The organism is Micromonospora sp. NPDC050980 (assembly GCF_040653835.1).
In the GTDB taxonomy this organism is placed as follows: Bacteria; Actinomycetota; Actinomycetes; order Mycobacteriales; family Micromonosporaceae; genus Micromonospora.
In genome coordinates, this window is sequence record NZ_JBFAGS010000002.1 from 352,204 (window position 1) to 371,097 (window position 18,894).

Genomic DNA, 18,894 nt, shown 5'->3' on the forward strand with positions numbered 1-18,894 from the left:
ACCGCCACCGGGCGGCGGATGTTGTGGACGAGGACGGGCGAACCCGCAAATGAGGAGGACGACGTGCAGGAGATCGTGGGCGAGAGTCTGGCCCGACGCCTGGTGGAGTGGGGGGTCGACACCGTGTTCGGCCTGCCCGGCGACGGCATCAACGGACTGATGGAGGGCTTCCGCCGGCAGCGGGAGAAACTGCGGTTCGTGCTGGTGCACCACGAGGAGGCGGCGGCGTTCATGGCCACCGGCTACGCCAAGGCCACCGGCCGGCTCGGGGTCTGCTGCGCCACCTCCGGCCCGGGGGCGATCCACCTGCTCAACGGGCTCTACGACGCCAAGCTCGACCACGTGCCGGTGCTGGCCATCACCGGCATGCAGGAGACCTCGGTGCTGGGCTCGCACTACCAGCAGGAGGTGCACACCACCCAGCTCTACCAGGACGTCGCCTCCTACAACCTGATGGTCACCAACCCGCAGCAGATGCCGGCGGTGGTCGACCTGGCGATCCGCGACGCGATGAGCAAGCGGACCGTGGCGCACCTGACCTTCCCCAACGACGTGCAGGTGGCCCCGGCCTCCGACGACCCGTACCGGCACGTCAGTCCGGGCACGCCGCCGATGAGCGCGACCACGGTGTCGTACCCGCAACTGCCGGCGGACCCGCGGGAGTTGGCGAAGGCGGCCGAGGTGCTCCGGGCCGGGCGGAAGGTGGCCATGCTGGTCGGCGTGGGCGCGCGCGGCGCCCGTGACGAGGTGCTGGCGGTGGCCGAGGCCCTGGCCAGCCCGATCGTCAAGACGTTGCCGGGCAAGCTGGTGGTGCCGGACGACCACCCGTTGACCACCGGCGGGCTCGGCCTGCTCGGCACCGCGCCGAGCGAGGAGCTGATGGAGGAGTGCGACACCCTGCTGATGGTGGGCACCTCGTTCCCGTACGGGAAGTATCTGCCCGGCCCGGGGCAGGCGAAGGTGGTGCAGATCGACGCCGACCCGAGCCTGATCGGGATGCGGCTGCCGGTCGAGGCCCCGGTCTGCGCGGACGCCCGGCTGGCGCTGCGGGACCTGCTGCCGATGCTCGACCACGGGCCGGACCGGTCGTTCCTGGAGAAGTACCAGGGCAAGATGAACGACTGGCGGTCGGAGATGACCAGCCTGGTGGACCCGGAGCGGTCGCCGATCGCGCCGCAGTATCTGATGGGCTGCGTCGACGAAGCCGCCGCCGACGACGCGATCCTGACCTGTGACTCCGGCACCATCGCCACCTGGTCGGCGCGGCACTGGACGATCCGCGGGGATCGCGAGTTCTACCTGTCGGGCAACCTGGCCACGATGGCGCCGGGCCTGCCGTACGCCATCGCCATGCAGCACGCGTACCCGGACCGGCAGGTGATCGCGTTCGTCGGCGACGGCGGCTTCGCCATGCTGATGGCCGAGTTCCTCACCGCGGTCCGGCACGACCTGCCGATCAAGGTGGTGATCAACAACAACAACTCGTACGGGCAGATCCTGTGGGAGCAGATCATCCTCGGCTACCCCGAGTACGCGGTGCGGCACCGCCAGCCGGAGGCCGACTTCTCCACCTGGGCGCGCGGCTGCGGCGCGTTCGGCGTCAAGGTGACCGACGCGAAGGCGTTGCCGGGGGCGATCCGGGAGGCGCTCGCCCACCCCGGCCCGGCGCTCGTCGACTGCGACGTCAACCCGAACGAGCCGCCGATGCCCGGTAAGATCAAATATGACCAGGCGAAACACTTCACCGAGGCGTTCCTGCGCGGGCAGCCGCACAAGGTCGCCACCGTGGCGTCCGTCGCCCGCGACAAGATCAACGAGCTGCGCTCATGACCGCGGTGCTGCCCGACCCGGTCCTGCGTCCACCCGAACCGGCCGACGACGTCGACCTGACCGCGCTCGCCGCCGACCTGCGTGCGGAGGTCGACGGCGAGGTCCGCTTCGACGCCGGCTCCCGCGCCGCGTACTCCACCGACGCCTCCAACTACCGGCAGGTGCCGCTCGGCGTGGTGGTGCCCCGCACGGTGGAGGCGGCGGTCGCCGCGGTGGCGGTCTGCCGCCGCCACGGCGCGCCGCTCACCTCGCGCGGCGGCGGCACCAGCCTGGCCGGCGAGTGCACCAACACCGCCGTGATCCTCGACTGGTCCAAGTACTGCCACCGCCTGCTGGAGGTCGACGAGCGGGCCGGCACCTGCCTGGTCGAACCCGGCATCGTGCTGGACGAGCTGAACGCCCAGCTCGAGGCGACCGGGCTGGAGTACGGCCCCCGGCCGGCCACCCACAACCACTGCACGCTCGGCGGCATGATCGGCAACAACTCCTGCGGCGCCACCGCGCAGCGCGCCGGCAAGGTGGTCGACAACATCGTCGAGCTGGAGGTGCTGCTGTACGACGGCACCCGGATGTGGGTGGGGGAGACCAGCGACGACGAGTACGCCCGCATCCAGCGCGACGGCGGACGCCGGGCCGAGATCTACCGGCGGCTGCGGGCGCTGCGCGACGAGTACCTGGCCGACCTGCGCACCCGTTACCCGCACATCCCCCGCCGGGTCTCCGGCTACAACCTGGACAGCCTGCTGCCGGAGAAGAACTTCCACGTCGCCCAGGCCCTGGTCGGCTCCGAGGGCACGCTCGTCACCGTGCTGCGCGCGCGGTTGAAGCTGATCCCCCGGGTCAAGGCCGACGCGATGGTGTTCCTCAGCTACCCGGACGTCGCGTCGGCCGGCGACGACGTGCCGCGGGTGCTGGCACACCAGCCGATCGCGCTGGAGGGCATCGACGACAAGCTGGTCAGCTTCGAGCGGCGCAAGAACCTGCACCCGCACGCGCTGCACGAGCTGCCCGAGGGCGGCGCCTGGCTGATGGTGCAGCTCGGCGGCGACACCCCCGAGCAGGCCCGGGCCGCCGCCGACCGGCTGATCGACGCGGTGCGCCGCGACGGCGGGCCGCGCGTGCACGAGTTCGCCGACCCGGCCGACGAGAAGCGGATGTGGGCGGTCCGCGAGTCCGCGCTCGGCGCCACCGCCCACGTGCCCGGCGCCGAGAACACCTGGCCCGGCTGGGAGGACTCGGCGGTCGCCCCGGACCGGCTCGGCGACTACCTGCGCGACCTGCAGGCGCTCTACCGGGAGTACGGCTACCAGCAGGCCTCGTTGTACGGGCACTTCGGGCAGGGCTGCGTGCACACCCGGATCCCGTTCCGGCTGCGCACCGCCGACGGGGTCCGCGACTTCCGCTCCTTCGTCGAACGCGCCGCCGACCTGGTGGTGTCCTACGGCGGGTCGTTCTCCGGCGAGCACGGCGACGGGCAGGCCCGCGGCGAGCTGCTGCCGAAGATGTACGGCGAGCGCCTGATCCGGGCGTTCGGCCAGGTCAAGGCGATCTTCGACCCGGACGACCGGATGAACCCGGGCAAGGTGATGCCGCCCTACCCGCTCGACAGCCACCTGCGCCTCGGCGTCGACTACGACCACGGCGACGTGTCGACCACCTTCGCCTACCCCGACGACGGCGGCAGCTTCGGCGACGCGGTGCTGCGCTGCGTGGGCGTCGGCAAGTGCCGGCGGCACTCCGGCGGGGTGATGTGCCCGTCCTACATGGTCACCCGGGAGGAGGAGCACTCGACCCGGGGCCGGGCCCGGCTGCTGTTCGAGATGCTCGACGGCGCGGCCCGCGGCGGCGCCATCGGCGACGGCTGGCGCTCCGACGCGGTCCGCGACGCGCTCGACCTCTGCCTGGCCTGCAAGGGCTGCAAGGCCGACTGCCCGGTCAACGTGGACATGGCCACCTACAAGGCCGAGTTCCTGTCCCACCACTACGCCGGCCGGCTGCGCCCCCGCGCGCACTATTCGATGGGCTGGCTGCCCCTGGTGGCCACCGTCGCCGCCCGGCTGCCCCGCACCGTCAACGCCCTCGCGCACGCCCCCGGGCTGAGCCACCTCGCGAAGATCGTCGGCGGGATCGACAGGCGTCGGGACATCCCGCCGTTCGCGGCGGAGTCGTTCCAGCGCTGGTTCGCCCGCCGCACCCCGACCGGCGACGGCTCCCGGGGCGAGGTCGTGCTCTGGCCGGACACCTTCACCAACCACTTCCACCCGGGGGTGGCCCACGCCGCGGTCGAGGTGCTGGAGGCCGCCGGCTGGCGGGTGCGCGTACCGGACGGACCGGTGTGCTGCGGCCTGACCTGGATCTCCACCGGTCAGCTCGACGTCGCCAAGCGGGTGCTGCGCCGCAGCGTCGACGCGCTGCGGCCCCACCTGCGCGCCGGCACCCGGGTGGTGGGGCTGGAGCCGAGCTGCACCGCCGTGTTCCGCAGCGACGCGCACGAGCTGTTCCCGGCCGACGACGACGTCACCCGGCTGCGGGAACAGACCGTCACGCTCGCCGAACTGCTGCACGACCACAGCCCCGGCTGGCAGCCGCCCCGACTGGACGCGCACGCGCTGATCCAGACCCACTGCCACCACCACGCCATCCTCGGCACCGCCGCCGACCAGGCCGTGCTCGCCGCGGCCGGCGTCGACGCCGAGTTCCTGGACTCCGGCTGCTGCGGCCTGGCCGGCAACTTCGGCTTCGAGCAGGGCCACCACGAGGTGTCCGAGGCGTGCGCGGAACGGGTGCTGCTACCCGCCGTCCGGGACGCCGCCGAGACCGACGTGATCCTCGCCGACGGGTTCAGCTGCCGCACCCAGGTCGAGCAGAGCGCCTCCGACGGCCGTTCCGCGCTCCACCTGGCCGAGCTGCTGCGCGCCGCGCTGCACAACGACACCGTCCCCCGGCGGCCGGAACAGGGCTGGGGTGACCGGCCCCGAACGCCCGGACCGGTCACCCGCTGGGCGGCGGCCGGCCTGGTGGTAGCCGCCGGGGTGGCCACGGCGACCGCGCTGGCCCGCCGGTGGGCGCGGTGAGCGGCGTCGGCCTCACCGCCGAGGCGTACCGGATCCCCACCGACGCCCCGGAGGGCGACGGCACCCTCGCCTGGAGCGCGACCACCCTGGTCCTGGTGCGGGCGACCGCCGACGGGCACACCGGCATCGGCTGGACCTACGGCCCGATCGCGGCCGTCGCCGTGGTGGCGGACCTGCTCGCGCCGGTGCTCGCCGACCTCGACCCGGACGACGTGCCGGCCGCCTGGGACCGGATGCGCCGCCGGCTGCGCAACGCCGGCCGCCCCGGCGTCGCCGGGCTCGCGCTGTCCGCCGCCGACTGCGCCCTGTGGGACCTGAAGGCACGCCGGCACGACCTGCCGCTGACCCGGCTGCTCGGCGCCGCCCGCCGGGAGGTGCCGGTCTACGGCAGCGGCGGCTTCACCACCTACGACGCCCAACGGCAGCACCGGCAGCTCGCCGGCTGGGCGCACGAGCAGGGCATCCCCCGGGTGAAGATCAAAATAGGTGAGTCGTGCGGCACCGAGGTGCGGCGCGACCTGGAGCGGATGGCCGCCGCGCGCCGCACCATCGGCGACGACGTCGAGCTGTTCGTCGACGCCAACGGCGCGTACCAGCGCAAGCAGGCGATCCGGGTCGCGCACGCCGCCGCGGACCTCGACGTGCGCTGGTACGAGGAGCCGGTCAGCTCCGACGACCTGCCCGGCCTCGGCCTGGTCCGCGACCGGGTCGCGCCCGACGTCACGGCCGGGGAGTACGGCTACGACCTGGTCTACTTCCACCGGATGGCCCCGTACGTGGACTGCCTGCAGATCGACGTCACCCGGTGCGGCGGGATCAGCGCGTTCCTCCGCGCGGCGGCGGTGGCCGACGCCGCCGGGCTGCAGGTGTCCGGGCACTGCGCGCCGCACCAACACCTCGCGGTCGCCGCCGCCACTCCCAACCTGCGTCACCTGGAATGGTTCCACGACCACGTCCGGATCGAGGCGATGCTCTTCGACGGCGCGCAGTCGGCCACCGGCGGCACGGTGCCGGTGCGGACCGACCGGCCGGGCAACGGGCTGAAGTTCCGCGCCGAAGCGGCCCAGCAGTACCGGGTGGCGTGAGGTGGGGCGTCGACGACCGGGACGGGCGCTGCGCCGCGCGGCGGTGACGGGCCGACTCGCCTGGGGCGCCCTGCTGCTGCTCGCCCCCGGCGCGCTGCTGCGGCCGGTCGGCCCGACCACCGCCGCCGCGACGGCGACGCTGCGGGTGCTCGGCGTTCGGCACCTCGCCCAGACCGCGGTCACCCTCCGGTGGCCGGCGCCGGGCGTGCTCGCCGCCGGCGCGGCGGTCGACGGCGCCCACGCGCTCACCGCCCTGGCCCTCGCCGCGGTCGACCGGCGGCAGCGACACGCCGCGCTGGCCGACGCGGCAGTCGCCGCCGCCTGGGCGGCGCTGGGCGTGACCACCGCACGAGAGGAGAAGCCGTGAGGACCGAGGAACTGCACCAGCCGACCGGCCGGGTGCTGGTCGTCGTCTGCGACAAGGGCGACGAGCCGGTCACCGCCATCGGCGACGCGCTGCGCCGGCACGACCTGCGTGCCGGCCGGGTCACCGCCGTGGGCGGCTTCCAGGAGGCCGAGGTCGGCTGGTTCGACCGGGATCGGGGCGACTACCGGCCCATCCCGGTCCGCGAGCAGGTGGAGGTGCTGTCGCTGGTCGGGGACGTCGCCGCCCGCGACGGCGAGCCGGCCCTGCACGTGCACGCGGTGCTCGGCCGGTCCGACGGCAGCACCGTCGGCGGGCACCTGCTCTCGGCCCGGGTGTGGCCGACGCTGGAGGTGATCGTCACCGAGGTCGCCCCCGAGCTGGCCAAGCGGGTCGACCCGGAGACCGGGCTGGCGCTCATCGCCGGAGCGGGCCGGTAGGGCGGTCAGCGGCAGGGCTCCACCTGGCCGAGCGTCACCGCGGTCTCCAACATCAGCGCGTGCACGAAACCCTGGGGCAGGTTGCCGCGCAGTTGGCGCTGCCGCACGTCGTACTCCTCGGTGTAGAGGCCCGGCGGGCCGCAGGCGGCCCGGTTGCGTTCGAACCACCGGTTGGCGCCCACCGCGTCGCCCGCCTGCCAGGCGGACAGCGCGGCGGCGAACCCGCACAGCAGGAACGCGCCCTCGGCGTCGCCGAGCGGTCGCCGGTCCGGACGGAACCGGTAGAGGTAGCCGTCCTGGGCCAGGTCGGCGATGACCGCCCGGTGGGTCCGGTCGGTGCGCGGATCACGTGCCGGGAGCGCCCCGCGGATGCCGGGCAGCAGCAACGCGGCGTCGACCCGGTCGTCGTCGTAGGCGCGCCGCCAGCGCCCGTCCGCGGCCAGCCCGTGCGCGGCGGCGTCGGCCAGGATCCGGTCGGCCAGGGCCGACCAGTGCGCGGCCGGACGCGCGGTGGCGGTCCGCGCCGCCGCCCGCAGCCCCGCCACACAGGTCAACTTCGAGTGCGTCCACTGCCGCGGCGGCAGCTCCCAGATGCCGGCGTCCGGCTGCGCCCAGCGCCGCTCGATCGCCTCGGCGGCCACCCGCATCGCCCGCTGGCCGTCGCTGTCGAGCCGGTCGCGGCGCTGCGCGGCGGCCAGCACCATCAGCACCTCGCCGAACGCGTCGAGCTGGAACTGGCCGCGCACCCAGTTGCCGGTGCGGGCCCCGGCCCCCGGATAGCCGGGCAGACCGTCCAGCTCCTGCTCCGGCGGCACCGGCCCGCCGCCGACCGTGTACGCCGGCGCGAGGTCGTCGCCGTCGGCCAGCACCCGATCGGTCAGGAACGCGACGGCGTCGTCGAGCAGGTCGTACCGGCCCACCAGCGCGGCGGCCTGACCGGCGAAGGACTGGTCGCGGATCCAGGCGTACCGGTAGTCGTAGTTGCGGCCCGCCATCGCCCGTTCCGGCAGGGCGGTGGTGGTGGCGGCGACCATGCCGCCGCCCGGGCGGGTCATGCCGCGCAGCACCGCGTAGGCCAGCGTGGCGTCCCGGGCCGCCGGCCCGTCCAGCGACGGGACCGCCGACGCCCAGTTCTGCTCGGTGGCGCGCCACAGCTCCCCGGGCGACTCGCCCGGCTGGTCGAGCGGGCCGGCGGCCAGCTCCAGCACCAGGTCGTGCCGGCCGCCCGCCGGGACCGTCAGCTCACCGGCCAGGAAGCCCTGCCGGTCCGGGTGCAACCCGCCACCGCCCTGCAACCGCAGGTGCAGCCCACCGGTGCGGGCCCGCCACCGCTCGCCGTCGCGGGTCACGTCCCGCACCGGCTCCCGGCCGAAGCCGGCCCGCGGATCCAGCACCACCCGCACCCGCGCCGGCCGCTGCAACGCGCGAACCTGGCGCAGCAACACCAGCCGGCCCGCCTCGCCGGGAAAGACCAGCGCCTCCCGGGACTCGACGATCCCGTCCCCGGTGACCCACCGGCTGCGCCAGATCAGCGAGCCCGGCTCGTAGTGCCCGCCCCAGACGAACCGGTCCGCCGCCGGCGCGACCAGGAACCGGCCCGCCCCGCCGAGCAGCGCGCTGAACACCGCCGGATCGGACCAGCCGGGCGCGCACAGCCAGGCGACGTCGCCGCCGGGGCCGACGAGCGCGCCCCGGTGCCCGTCGCCGAGCAGCGCATAGTCACGCAGCACCGCCGGCGTGGTGCCGCCGGCCGGCTGGTCGTCGCCCGCTGCGGCCATGGTTCGCCCCTCTCGTCGGTGTCCGTGGCGTGCGGTACCCGCCCGACCCGCCCTGACACACGCGGGGCAACCCGAATCAACCCCGCCGGGATGACTGGGCCGGGCGCCGACGGGTAGTGCGGGCAGCAGGACTCGACGACGGGAGACGAGATGGGCAGGCGACGGCAGGACATCCAGGTGGCGGTGGTGACCGGAGCCAGCGCGGGCGTCGGCCGCGCCACGGTACGGCTGCTGGCCCGGCGCGGCATCGCCATCGCGCTGCTGGCCCGCGGGCAGGTCGGGCTCGACGCCGCCGCCGAGGAGGTGCGCGCCGCGGGCAGCCGGGCCCTGCCGATCGCTGTCGACACGGCCGACCACGACCAGGTGGCCGAGGCGGGCCGGCGGATCGAGGCGGAACTGGGTCCGATCGACCTGTGGATCAACGACGCGTTCAGCTCCGTCTTCGCGCCGTTCCAGCAGACCCGGCCGGAGGAGTTCCGCCGGGCCATGGAGGTCACCTACCTCGGCTACGTGCACGGCACCCGCGTCGCGCTGTCCCACATGACCCCCCGCGACCGGGGCACCATCGTGCAGGTCGGCTCCGCGCTGGCCTACCGGGGCATCCCCCTGCAGGCGGCCTACTGCGGGGCGAAGCACGCCATCGTCGGGTTCACCGAGTCACTGCGCTGCGAGCTGATGCACGAGCAGAGCAACGTCAAGGTGACCATGGTGCACCTGCCGGCGGTGAACACCCCGCAGTTCGACTGGCTGCTGTCCCGGCTGCCCCGGCACGCCGAGCCGGTGCCGCCGATCTACGAGCCGGAGGTGGCCGCCCGCGCGATCGTCGGCGCCGCGGACCGCCCCGGCCGGCGCGAGTACTGGGTCGGCGCCTCCACCGCGCTGACCATCCTCGGCAACCGCGTGGCGCCCGGCCTGTTGGACCGCTACCTGGCCCGCACCGGCTACCAGTCCCAGCAGACCGGCCGCCCGGCCGATCACGACCGGCCGAACAACCTCTGGCATCCCCTCGACGGGCCCGGCGGCCACGACTACGGCGCACGGGGCGACTTCTCCTCCCGGGCGCACGGGCGCAGCCCGCAGGCGTGGCTCTCCCGGCACCGGGTGGGGGTGGCCGCCGGCGTGCTCGGCACGGCGGCCGGTGTGCTCGCCTGGCGCCGGACCTGACCCGCCGTCGCCGGTCGGCCCGGGGGCCGACCGGCTCTGCCGCCGGCACGTGGGCGGCCGGCGTCCGGGCCGGCGATTCCGGGTCCCGCGGCGCCCGCCGGCGCAACGAGCGGTCACCCGCCGGGGCGTGGCTGCGCGTCGGGCACGTCGGCGAGGCTGCTGCCGTCGCCGAGGCCGGCGCGGGTGATGATGCTGAGGCTCCCGTCGGTCTCCAGCACCACCGCCGCCAGGTCACCGAGGTCGCCGGTGCCCTGGCTGCGCGCGGCCTGCCGGATCTCGCTCTCCGCCACCCGCACGCTGCGCATGGTCTCGTGCCGCAGCCGCCCGTCCCGCAGCAGCAGGGTCGGCCGGGCCTTGAGCAGCCGCTGCGACGGCGGCCAGCGGACCGCGAGCAGCGCGACCCCGTACTGGAGACCGACCAGCAGGGCCAGCGCGAGGACCCCCTCGACCAGGGAGACGTCCCGGGACAGCAGGATCGTCGCCAGCGTCGAGCCCAGCGCCACCGTGACCACGAAGTCGAACGCGTTGAGCTTGGACAGCGTCCGTTTGCCGGACACCCGGAGGATGACCACCAGCAGGGGGTAGACGAGCAACGCGACGACGAGCAGACGCAGCAGGTCCGCCGGGTTCTTCCACACCATCGCAGTGAGCTACCCGCCGGGCCGGGCCCCTACACCGCGGAGCATCCCGCCTCGTGGCCCCCGGAGCCGGCCGCGCAGCTGATCGGCGCGGGTCCACCGATCCCGGCGTCGGCCGAGTCGACCGGGGCGTCGATCCGGCCGGGACGGGGTAGGAACAGTGCCGTGATGCGGCGGATGCGCGGACGCGCGACGGGCGGGATGATCGTCGGTCTGCTCCTGGGGGTGACCCTGCTGAGCGGCTGCCGGTCGGGCGAGTCGCGGGACGCCGGCCGCCCGGACACCGGCGGCGCGGGCGGACCCCACACCGCGGCGGCGGACCGGGGCGACCGGCGTACCGCCGTGTTCGTGCTGGTCGACGGCGCGGACGTGGTCCGGGTGCGGACCGCCGACCTCGGTGACGACCTGTACCGGGTGTCGACGCCGGCGGGCGCGAAGGTCCGCCCGGCGGTGTCGGCGTCCGACGGCACGGTGACCGCCGGCCTGGCGGCCACCGACGGCGCGGGTCCGGCGTTGGTCGAGGTGGCGCTGCACGACGACGTGCGGTGGCGGGTCCGGCTCGCCGGTGGCGCTCAGGAGGAGGTGCTCGACCTGCGCGGGGGCCGGATCGAGGAGGTCGAGCTGACCGCCGGGGTGAGCCGCGCCGAGGTCACGCTGCCGCCCGCGGCGGGCACCGTGCGACTGTCGATGACCGGCGGGGCGAGTCGGCTGCTGGTGCACCTCGGCGGCGACGCGCCGGTGCGGGTGCGCGCCGCGGGCGGGGCCGGCCGGGTGAGCGTGGACGGCGTCGACCGGACGGGCGTGGCCGGCGGCACGGTGTGGACGCCCGACGGCTGGGCCGCCGCGACCGACCGGTACGACATCGACGCCGTCGCGGGCGTCTCCGAGCTGGTCGTCGACCGCACCTGAGCGCGGCCCGCCCCGGTCGGTCCGGTTGCCGGAGACACGGTGGCGCCCGGGACGATGCCGGGGTCTCAGGCCGGCCCGGGCCCGGTCGCCGTCCGGTGCATGATGTGCCCGGTCGCCGGGAACGCCTCGTTGCCGGCGAGCCGGCCCGTCCGGGTCTGCGTCAGGGTGAAGCCCTCGCTCGCGTAGAGCGCGAGGGCGGCCGGGTTGCCGTCGAGCACGGTCACCTCCACCCGCGCGCCGGCGGCGCTCAGCGCGTGCCGCAGCAGGGCCCGGCCGATGCCCTGCCGGTAGCGCCGCGGGTCGACGTACAGCCAGGTGACCTCGTCGTCGGCGAGCGCGACGAAGCCGGCCACCCGTCCGGCGGTCTCGGCGACCCACACGTGCCCGTCGAAGAGTCCCTCGGCGTCGGCGGTCTGCGCGAGCGTGCGGAACGCCTCGACGCCGGCGGAGCCGCGCAGCTCGTCGAGCCGGGCGGCGTCGTGGATCCGCGCGATCGCCGGCCAGTCGTCCTCGGTGTAGGGCCGGATGGCGATGTCAGGCATCGCGCGATCATGGCAGTTGCCGGGGGCCTTTCCCAAGCCGATTGTCGGTGGGAGGCGGGCCGGCGCCGACCGTCCAACTCCGGCGGCGCCGAGCGGCAGGAGCGGGTCGGATGACCCGCTCCTGCCTGGTCACCGTCAGAGATACGACAGCTGGCAGTGCATGCCGTTGGCCTGCGGCACCGACAACTGCCCGGTGCCGACGTAGCGGTCGTTCCCGGTGCCGCCGCCGAGGAAGCGCTCGTACAACCGGTACTCGATCACCTGCGAGTAGGGGGTTCCGATCAGCACCGCGGTGCAGATGGAGTTGACCGAGACGGTGCAGCTGGCCGAGACGGTCGTGGTGGACGAGTTGGTGAAGCCGAGCTGGGCGCTGATCGCCTGGACGCTGAGACCTGTCGTCAGGGTGGCGGACCGCTGCACCGCCTTGGTGACGGTGAGGGTCAGCTGGGCCTGTCCGCCGTTGGAGGAGATCCGCCCGAGTTCGACGGAGGGCGTGGAGACGACGCCGAGGTTGGCCGAGCGGACGACGTAGTAGCCGAGCGAGACCGACTTGCAGCGCGCCTTGATGGTGAAGTCGTACCACGGCGAGGACGAGCCGGGGGACGGCCGCGTCCCCTTGGTGGTCGACAAGCTCTCGCAGTCCGCGTGGTGCTGGACCTCGTGCGCCTTCATCAGGTCCTGCGCGGCTGCGCGGGCGCGGTCGAACGCCTTGTCGGTCTCGGCGCCCGGCTTGCACGGCAGCAGCCCGCAGGCCGACGAGCCGCGGAAGTCGATCCGGTAGGGGTCGCCCGCGGCGGCCGAGGCCGGGGACGACACGACAACGGTCGCCGGAAGCAGCAGGCCGATGGCCAGGGCGACCTTCAGCGTGCGGACGAGGCCGGATCGGCCGGCCGTACGGGGGCGGTCGGCGGCGTTCGGGGACGAGTAGTGGGACGACACGGGTCCTCCTGACGGACTGTGGAAAGGATCGACCCGGGGCGGGTGGCCGCGCGCCGGGCTGAGACGTGCGCGCGGTCACCGGCCGGATCGATGATTTTCTATCTCCGGCACCGCTGCCCGGCACAGGCACAACCGGTCGTCTCGACGAGAACGGCCGGAACGGCCGGCTCGACCGCCGGTGCCACGTGCTGAGCCGGACCGGGCAGGGCCGACGCTCACGTCAGGCGGTTCGCCCGGATGCCCGGTCCAGCAGGTCGAGCCGCAACGCATAGCCGCCCGCCGCGGCCAGCTGCCGCGCCGCCCGGTGGTCGGATCGGGCTGCGGCATCCACCCCCAGGGCGAGATACGCCGCGGTGCGGGCGCGCAGCGCCTCGATCCGGTGCAGCGTGCTGCCGGTGGTGTTCGACGCCGCGAGGAACCGGTTGGCCAGCGCGAGGGCATCGTGTGCCATCCGTCCGGCCAGCAACGCACTGACCAGTGCGAAAGCCACGTCTGGCACGACGAGGCTGGTCGGGTCGGTGCGCTCGGTCAAGCCGCGGAGTCGGTGCAGCGCGGCGTCGAGGGCGCCATCGCGCGCGTCGATTCCGATCAGTAGGGCTGTGGCCTCCGTCCGGGTCGTCTCGTCGGCCGCGCGGGAGACGGGATCCACCAGGGGCGCCAGGAGACCCCGAGCACGTGGGAACGATCCGTGATCGAGGGCGAGCAGGGCCAGCAGCACCTCCGCGTGGTGGACCCGGACCGACTCCTCGCCGTAGCCGGGCCGCGAGGCCATCCGCGCGTACCGGACCGCGGCGGACACGTTCCCACTCTCCCGGGCGATGGCGGCGGCGTGCACCGCGGCCGCGCCGGCCCGCAGCACGTCGCCGATGCGCTCCGCACCGGTCAACGCCTCTTCCGCATGACGCCGCGCTTCGTCGAGCGGCCCGGTGCGCAACAGCACGATGGCCAGTCCGGTCGCGGCCTGCACGGCGCGTAGGCTGTCGCGCTGTCCGGCGGCGACGGCGGCCGCCTCGCCGAAACTGCCCCGGGCCGCCAGCAGGTCACCGGTGGCTGTCCGGATCGACGCCACCCGGATGTTGGCGTCGACGATCAGCAGTTGGTCCTGCGCCGCCCCGGCCAGTTCGAGCGCCGCACCGGCGTGCCGGGCCGCGTCGTCGTACGCGCCCTGCAACTCGTAGGCCCGCGCGGCCGCCAGCGCGAGCCGGGCCCGGGTCTGCGCGCCAACCGTCTCGGTCAGCGGCGCCGCCAGCACCTCGGTCAACGCGGCGTCGCACCGCCCACGCTCAATGAAGATCAGACCCATCGCGCCGTGCACCCGGCAGCATCCGTCGGGGTCGGCGAGCCGACGGTATCCCCGGCGGGCTGCTTCCAGCTCGACCAGCGCGTCGTCGAAGCGTCCGGTGCGGTAGAGCGCGAGCCCGAGCGCCTCAGCCGCGTGCGCGGGTAGGCCGGTGGACCGGTGAGCGGCGATTCCTGTGCCTCTCTCGCCGGGCGCCGTGCGGCGCCCGGCGCCAGGCACGTCGGCGGTCGCCGGAGCGCGGCGGGTGGGTGTCTCCCGGGCCGGCGCACCTCGGCGGGCCGCGGTCAGGAGGAGGTGTTCGTCGTTGGCGGTGAGGCCCAGCGCGGCTGATATCCGCCGCACGGTCTCCCGTTGCGGCGCGGCGCGTTCCGCACGCTCCAGGGCGCCGATCGTACGCGGCGCCAGGCCGGCCCGGCGGGCGAGTGCCTCCTGGGTGAGCTCACCCGCGCGTCGCAACTGCGTCAAGACCTCACCGAAGGACCGACGATCCTCGTGCACAGCTGGATTATCCGGGCCGGCGCTCCGCCTCGCCAGCCCGCCCGTTGCGGGTGCCGGCGCGTTCGCTGAGCGCTGGGACCGCGGTCCACGTCGACCCGACACGCCGGTCCGCGCCGCGCGACGTGCTCGCTGGTCGCGGTGCCGATCCGCTGGGAGCGATACCAACAGGGCGACGGTCCACACCGTCCGGTCGCTACACTGCCGGACATCCGCGAAACCGCCGCAGGACCCGGTGCGCTGATCAGGATCGGATGGAGACGCCAGTGACCCGCGACAAGGCCGCACCCCCCGGCATCGACCGCACGGTTCCCAGCGTGGCTCGGGTCTACGACTACTTCCTGGGCGGCAAGGACAACTTCGAGGTCGACCGGAAGGTCGCGGAGCACGCCCTGCGGATCACTCCGGACGGGCCGGCGGCCGGCCAGGCGAACCGGGCCTTCCTGCGCCGGGTGATCCGGTTCCTCGTCGCCGAGGCCGGCATCGACCAGTTCCTCGACCTCGGCTCGGGGCTGCCCACCCAGGGCAACGTGCACGAGGTCGCCATCGCGCACAACCCACGCGCCCGGGTGGTCTACGTGGACAACGACCCGATCGTCCTGACGCACGGGCGGGCCCTGCTCGCCGCGGAGGGCACCGCGACGGTGATCCGGGCCGACATCCGGCGACCGCAGGAGATTCTCGACGATCCGGACGTCCGCCGGTTCCTCGATTTCGACCGGCCGATCGGGTTGCTGCTCTTCGCGATCCTGCACCACCTCGGCGACGACGAGGCGCCGAAAGCGGTGTCGGCGGAGTTGATCGACGCGCTGCCGTCGGGCAGCTACGTGGCGATCTCGCACTTCCGTGACCCGGGCGAGCGAGACCCGGAGGGTTCCCGCAAGGCCCGCGAGGTCGAGCGGGTCTTCAACGAGTCGCTGGGCACCGGCCGGTGGCGTACCGACGAGGAGATCCTCTCCTTCGCCGAGGGGTTGACGCTGCTGGAGCCGGGGCTGGTGCCGCTGGCCGAGTGGCGTCCGGATCCGGGCACGCCGGCGCCGGAGCAGACTGACACTTACCACACCTTCGTCGGGCTGCTCGCCCGCAAGCCGTAGGCCGTCGCGAGCCCGCCGCGCGTCGTCCTCGCCGGACGATTCGGCGGCCGTCAGTCGCCACGAGCGGGCCCGCCGGAATTGGTGCGGCGGGCCGGCCGCTCGCGTCCGCGCCGCCGGTGGACGTGCCGCCCCACGGCGGCCACGCCGGGCCCGGCCCCGCGACGGCGGGCAACCGCTCCCGGCCGGGGCGATGGGCTCCCGCGCCGGCCGGAGCGGGCCTGCCGCCATCCGGGCCGCCCGTGCCCCGGTGCCGCGCCGCACGTAACAGGCGGGTGACGAAACCCGGGCCGCCGCCGGCCCTTCGACACTTTCAGTGACCGCCTCGTGCTGGCTCACTGCCGACCGAGATTTCGGATTCGCGGTGACAAGCCGGCTGTTCAGGCGCTTCTTGGTGGCTCCCGCCCCGAAGCGCGGGCGACGCGATGGGGAATCCCAGCCGAGTCTGCCTACTCTCTGTGTCTACAGGTCCTCGGGCGAGACCCTTGACGTGGTAAAGCGGCTCACAGTAGCGTCCCATATTAAGCAACTAAGACCACAATATGAGCCGCTGAAGTCTGGGGTAGCCATGAGAGTGCGAGTGCGGGCCGCAGCCGCAGCCCTGCTGATGACCGTCGCCGTGTCGGCGTGTTCCGAGAACCAGTCCTCCGGAGAGTCCGGCGGCGACAGCGGCGCACCCTCGGCCGCCGTCAACTTCGGCGTCGGGGTCGACCCGGCGTACTCGCCGATCTACCTGGCGAATCAGGAGAACCTCTTCCGGGAAGCCGGCCTCGACGTGACCGTCACCCAATACCAGGAGGGGACCGGCGGGCTCGACGCGATCCTGGCGAAGCAGGGCCAGGTCACCGCCAGCACCGAGTCGAGCCTGCTCAACCGGGCCGCCCAGGGTGACGTCAAGGGGCTCGCCGTCTTCTCGCAGTCGCCCGACTTCATCAAGCTCGTCGCCCGCGCCGGCATCGCCGACGTCGCCGGCATCAAGAAGTACGGCGTCGTGCCGGGCACCGTGAACGAGTACGCCACCAACAAGGTGCTCGCCAACAAGGGCATCAGCCGCGACGCGGTCGAGTTCGTCAAGGCCTCGCCGGCCGAGATGCCGGCGCTGCTGCAGCGCGGCGACATCGACGGCTACATCATGTGGGAGCCGTGGCCCTCGCGGGGCGTCGCCAACGGCGGCAAGGTGCTGCTCACCAGCGGCGACATCGGGTACGTCTACAACCTGGTGATCGGCGTCGACGGCTCCTGGTACGAGGCGAACAAGGAGACGGCCGAGAAGGTCGTGGAGACCGTCGGCAAGGCGTGCGAGCAGATCACCGCCGACCCGGCCAAGGCCGGCGCGGCCACCGAGAAGGCGATCAAGGTGCCGGCGGCCGAGGCGCAGGACCTGCTCGAGGGCGTGCAGTGCCAGGTCCGGGACTTCACCGACGACGACATCCAGCGCTACAACGAGATCGCCCAGTTCCAGCTGGACAACAAGATCGTGAACGAGAAGGTCGACGCGGGCGACGTCATGGTCCGGGGGGTGGCGTGAACCGCTCCGGCTCCCCGGTGTCGGTGCGCGACGTCGACATCCGGTTCGGCGACTTCGAGGCGGTCCGCGAGGCGAACCTCGACATCGCGGGTGGGGAGTTCGTCTGCCTGCTGGGCCCCAGCGGCTGCGGCAAGTCGACGTTGCTCAACGCGATCGCCGGCTTCGTCCGGCCGGCCGGCGGGGAGGTGACCTGCGCGGACGCGCGGGTCACCGCCCCGGACGTGTCGCGGGGCGTGGTGTTCCAGAGCGCCGAGGCGCTCTTCCCGTGGCTGACCGTGCGGCAGAACGTCGACTTCGGCCCGCGGATGCGCGGCGTCGGCAAGGCGCAGCGGGCCAGCGCGGTCGACCGCTACCTGGCCATGGTGGGGCTCAGCCACAGCGCCGACCGGTTTCCCGGTCAACTCTCCGGCGGCATGCGCCAGCGCGCGCAACTGGCCCGGGTGCTGGCCAACGAGCCGTCGGTGGTGCTGATGGACGAGCCGTTCGGCGCGCTGGACGCGCAGACCCGGCTGGTGATGCAGGTCGAACTCGACCGGATCTGGCGGGAGACCGGGGCCACCATCGTGTTCGTCACCCACGACATCGGCGAGGCGATCCTGCTCGGCGACCGGATCGTCACGATGACCGCCGGTCCGTCCGCGGCGATCAAGAACGTCTACCCGTGCGACCTGCCCCGACCCCGGGACCTGACCGACCCGGCGAGCGCCGCGCTCTTCCGCCGGCTGCGCGAGGACATCGGCGCCGAGGTGGCCCGGACCCTGCAGGCCCAGGGCCTCGACGACGGGCACGACGGCCGGTCCGCCGGCGGCGACCGGGAGGAGCGACGATGACCGTGGACGTGCGCACCGTTGCGGAGCCGACCCGGCACGACGCACCCGGCGCCGCCCGGCGGCGTCGGCACCGGCCCCGGTTGACCCGGGCCGGGCTGTCGCTGCTGTCGGTGGTGCTGGGCGTGGTCGTCTGGGACCTGGTCAGCCGCAACTACACCGCCTTCTTCCTGCCGTCGCCGTTGCTGACCTGGCGGGGCGCGGTCGACCTGGTCCAGGACGGCACGCTGTGGAGTTCGGTGAGCGCCTCGTCCACCCGGATCCTGACCGGCTGGGCGCTCGGCGTCGTGATCGGGGTGCCGATCGGCCTGCTGATGGGTTGCGTGCCGTGGCTGCGGCTGATGGTGGACCCGTACATCCAGTTCTTCCGCTTCGTGCCGCCGATCGCGTTCGTCACGCTGGCGATCATCTGGCTCGGCCCGGGCGAGGCGTCGAAGGTCGCGCTGATCTTCTACACCACCGTCTTCATCGTCGCGCTGAACACGCTCGCCGGGGTCCTGTCGGTCGACGAACTCCGCCTGCGGGCCGCCCGGGCGCTCGGTGCGAACCCAGCCCGCACCCTGGTCTCGGTGGTGCTGCCGTCGACCGTGCCGCACGTCGTCACCGGCGCCCGCCTGGCCATGGGCAACTCGTTCCTGACCATCGTCTCGGCCGAGATCGTGGCGGCGCAGAGCGGCCTCGGCTCGCTCATCTGGACCGCCCGCAACTACGCCAAGACCGAGTGGGTCTTCGTCGGCATCATCGCCCTGGGCCTGCTCGGCTACCTCTTCGACTGGATCCTGCGGGCGGTCACCAGCCGCACCCTGCGCCGCTACGGCGTCACGTTCTGACCTGAGCACCGACGACGGCGGCCGGGCGACGGCCGCCCGGGTCCGCGCGCCCCACCACTA

Annotated in this window: 16 protein-coding genes; 11 read left to right on the forward strand and 5 right to left on the reverse strand. The window is 74.0% G+C overall.

Annotation, left to right across the window (positions count from 1 at the left end; genetic code table 11):
* The first annotated feature begins 63 nt into the window (after positions 1-63).
* The 5 genes from AB0H28_RS05450 to AB0H28_RS05470 are packed head-to-tail and all read left to right on the forward strand — an operon-like array spanning position 64 to position 6,793.
* Positions 64-1,830: a thiamine pyrophosphate-dependent enzyme gene (locus AB0H28_RS05450; RefSeq protein ID WP_358034603.1), complete on the forward strand. Its 1,767-nt coding sequence runs from the start codon at positions 64-66 to the stop codon at positions 1,828-1,830.
* A gap of 5 nt (positions 1,831-1,835) precedes the next feature.
* Entirely contained in the window at positions 1,836-4,904 is a 3,069-nt protein-coding gene (locus AB0H28_RS05455) for an FAD-binding and (Fe-S)-binding domain-containing protein (protein ID WP_358035155.1), read from the forward strand.
* On the forward strand, positions 4,901-5,989 hold the full coding sequence (locus tag AB0H28_RS05460) for an enolase C-terminal domain-like protein (protein WP_358034605.1): 1,089 nt from the start codon (positions 4,901-4,903) through the stop codon (positions 5,987-5,989). The genes AB0H28_RS05455 and AB0H28_RS05460 overlap by 4 nt, the downstream gene beginning before the upstream one ends.
* Position 5,990: 1 nt before the next feature.
* On the forward strand, positions 5,991-6,356 hold the full coding sequence (locus tag AB0H28_RS05465; protein ID WP_358034608.1) for a hypothetical protein: 366 nt from the start codon (positions 5,991-5,993) through the stop codon (positions 6,354-6,356).
* Positions 6,353-6,793: a PPC domain-containing DNA-binding protein gene (locus tag AB0H28_RS05470; RefSeq protein WP_358034611.1), complete on the forward strand. Its 441-nt coding sequence runs from the start codon at positions 6,353-6,355 to the stop codon at positions 6,791-6,793. Before AB0H28_RS05465 ends, AB0H28_RS05470 begins: the two co-directional genes overlap by 4 nt.
* A gap of 5 nt (positions 6,794-6,798) precedes the next feature.
* Here AB0H28_RS05470 and AB0H28_RS05475 read toward each other — a convergent pair whose 3' ends face one another.
* The gene (locus AB0H28_RS05475) at positions 6,799-8,571 is read right to left on the reverse strand and encodes a glycoside hydrolase family 15 protein (RefSeq protein WP_358034615.1); all 1,773 of its coding nucleotides are present in this window, start codon (positions 8,569-8,571) and stop codon (positions 6,799-6,801) included.
* A gap of 150 nt (positions 8,572-8,721) precedes the next feature.
* Here AB0H28_RS05475 and AB0H28_RS05480 point away from each other — a divergent pair, with 150 nt between their 5' ends.
* Positions 8,722-9,735, forward strand: a complete 1,014-nt coding sequence (locus AB0H28_RS05480) for an SDR family oxidoreductase (RefSeq protein ID WP_358034618.1) — start codon at positions 8,722-8,724, stop codon at positions 9,733-9,735.
* Between the two features lie 113 nt (positions 9,736-9,848).
* Here the strand turns inward: AB0H28_RS05480 and AB0H28_RS05485 are convergent, their stop codons facing one another.
* A complete protein-coding gene (locus tag AB0H28_RS05485; RefSeq protein WP_358034621.1) occupies positions 9,849-10,376 on the reverse strand; it encodes a YetF domain-containing protein in 528 nt (175 codons plus the stop codon).
* Between the two features lie 174 nt (positions 10,377-10,550).
* Here AB0H28_RS05485 and AB0H28_RS05490 point away from each other — a divergent pair, with 174 nt between their 5' ends.
* Positions 10,551-11,282 carry a hypothetical protein gene (locus AB0H28_RS05490; protein ID WP_358034623.1) on the forward strand — a complete coding sequence of 244 codons (732 nt, stop codon included), beginning with the start codon at positions 10,551-10,553 and terminating at the stop codon, positions 11,280-11,282.
* 65 nt (positions 11,283-11,347) lie between these two features.
* Here AB0H28_RS05490 and AB0H28_RS05495 read toward each other — a convergent pair whose 3' ends face one another.
* The 3 genes from AB0H28_RS05495 to AB0H28_RS05505 form a co-directional block, all read right to left on the reverse strand.
* On the reverse strand, positions 11,348-11,824 hold the full coding sequence (locus AB0H28_RS05495) for a GNAT family N-acetyltransferase (RefSeq protein WP_358034626.1): 477 nt from the start codon (positions 11,822-11,824) through the stop codon (positions 11,348-11,350).
* Positions 11,825-11,959: 135 nt separating this feature from the next.
* Positions 11,960-12,763 carry a hypothetical protein gene (locus AB0H28_RS05500; protein WP_358034629.1) on the reverse strand — a complete coding sequence of 268 codons (804 nt, stop codon included), beginning with the start codon at positions 12,761-12,763 and terminating at the stop codon, positions 11,960-11,962.
* A gap of 220 nt (positions 12,764-12,983) precedes the next feature.
* A complete protein-coding gene (locus AB0H28_RS05505) occupies positions 12,984-14,528 on the reverse strand; it encodes a helix-turn-helix transcriptional regulator (protein ID WP_358034632.1) in 1,545 nt (514 codons plus the stop codon).
* A gap of 284 nt (positions 14,529-14,812) precedes the next feature.
* Between AB0H28_RS05505 and AB0H28_RS05510 the strand changes: the two genes are divergently transcribed.
* From AB0H28_RS05510 to AB0H28_RS05525, 4 genes are all read left to right on the forward strand, one after another.
* Entirely contained in the window at positions 14,813-15,652 is an 840-nt protein-coding gene (locus tag AB0H28_RS05510; RefSeq protein ID WP_358034634.1) for an SAM-dependent methyltransferase, read from the forward strand.
* A gap of 565 nt (positions 15,653-16,217) precedes the next feature.
* Positions 16,218-17,177 (forward strand): ABC transporter substrate-binding protein, encoded by a 960-nt coding sequence (locus AB0H28_RS05515; RefSeq protein ID WP_358034637.1) that lies wholly within the window; start codon positions 16,218-16,220, stop codon positions 17,175-17,177.
* The gene (locus tag AB0H28_RS05520; RefSeq protein WP_358034640.1) at positions 17,174-18,007 is read left to right on the forward strand and encodes an ABC transporter ATP-binding protein; all 834 of its coding nucleotides are present in this window, start codon (positions 17,174-17,176) and stop codon (positions 18,005-18,007) included. Before AB0H28_RS05515 ends, AB0H28_RS05520 begins: the two co-directional genes overlap by 4 nt.
* A complete protein-coding gene (locus AB0H28_RS05525; protein WP_358034643.1) occupies positions 18,004-18,834 on the forward strand; it encodes an ABC transporter permease in 831 nt (276 codons plus the stop codon). Before AB0H28_RS05520 ends, AB0H28_RS05525 begins: the two co-directional genes overlap by 4 nt.
* Positions 18,835-18,894: the final 60 nt, after the last annotated feature.

Coding starts and splice junctions, on each gene's coding strand:
- AB0H28_RS05490 (WP_358034623.1), top strand. CDS start 10,551: ATGCGCGGACGCGCGACGGGCGGGATGATCGTCGGTCTGCTCCTGGGG.
- AB0H28_RS05480 (WP_358034618.1), top strand. CDS start 8,722: ATGGGCAGGCGACGGCAGGACATCCAGGTGGCGGTGGTGACCGGAGCC.
- AB0H28_RS05515 (WP_358034637.1), top strand. CDS start 16,218: ATGAGAGTGCGAGTGCGGGCCGCAGCCGCAGCCCTGCTGATGACCGTC.
- AB0H28_RS05475 (WP_358034615.1), bottom strand. CDS start 8,571: ATGGCCGCAGCGGGCGACGACCAGCCGGCCGGCGGCACCACGCCGGCG.
- AB0H28_RS05485 (WP_358034621.1), bottom strand. CDS start 10,376: ATGGTGTGGAAGAACCCGGCGGACCTGCTGCGTCTGCTCGTCGTCGCG.
- AB0H28_RS05525 (WP_358034643.1), top strand. CDS start 18,004: ATGACCGTGGACGTGCGCACCGTTGCGGAGCCGACCCGGCACGACGCA.
- AB0H28_RS05495 (WP_358034626.1), bottom strand. CDS start 11,824: ATGCCTGACATCGCCATCCGGCCCTACACCGAGGACGACTGGCCGGCG.
- AB0H28_RS05510 (WP_358034634.1), top strand. CDS start 14,813: ATGGAGACGCCAGTGACCCGCGACAAGGCCGCACCCCCCGGCATCGAC.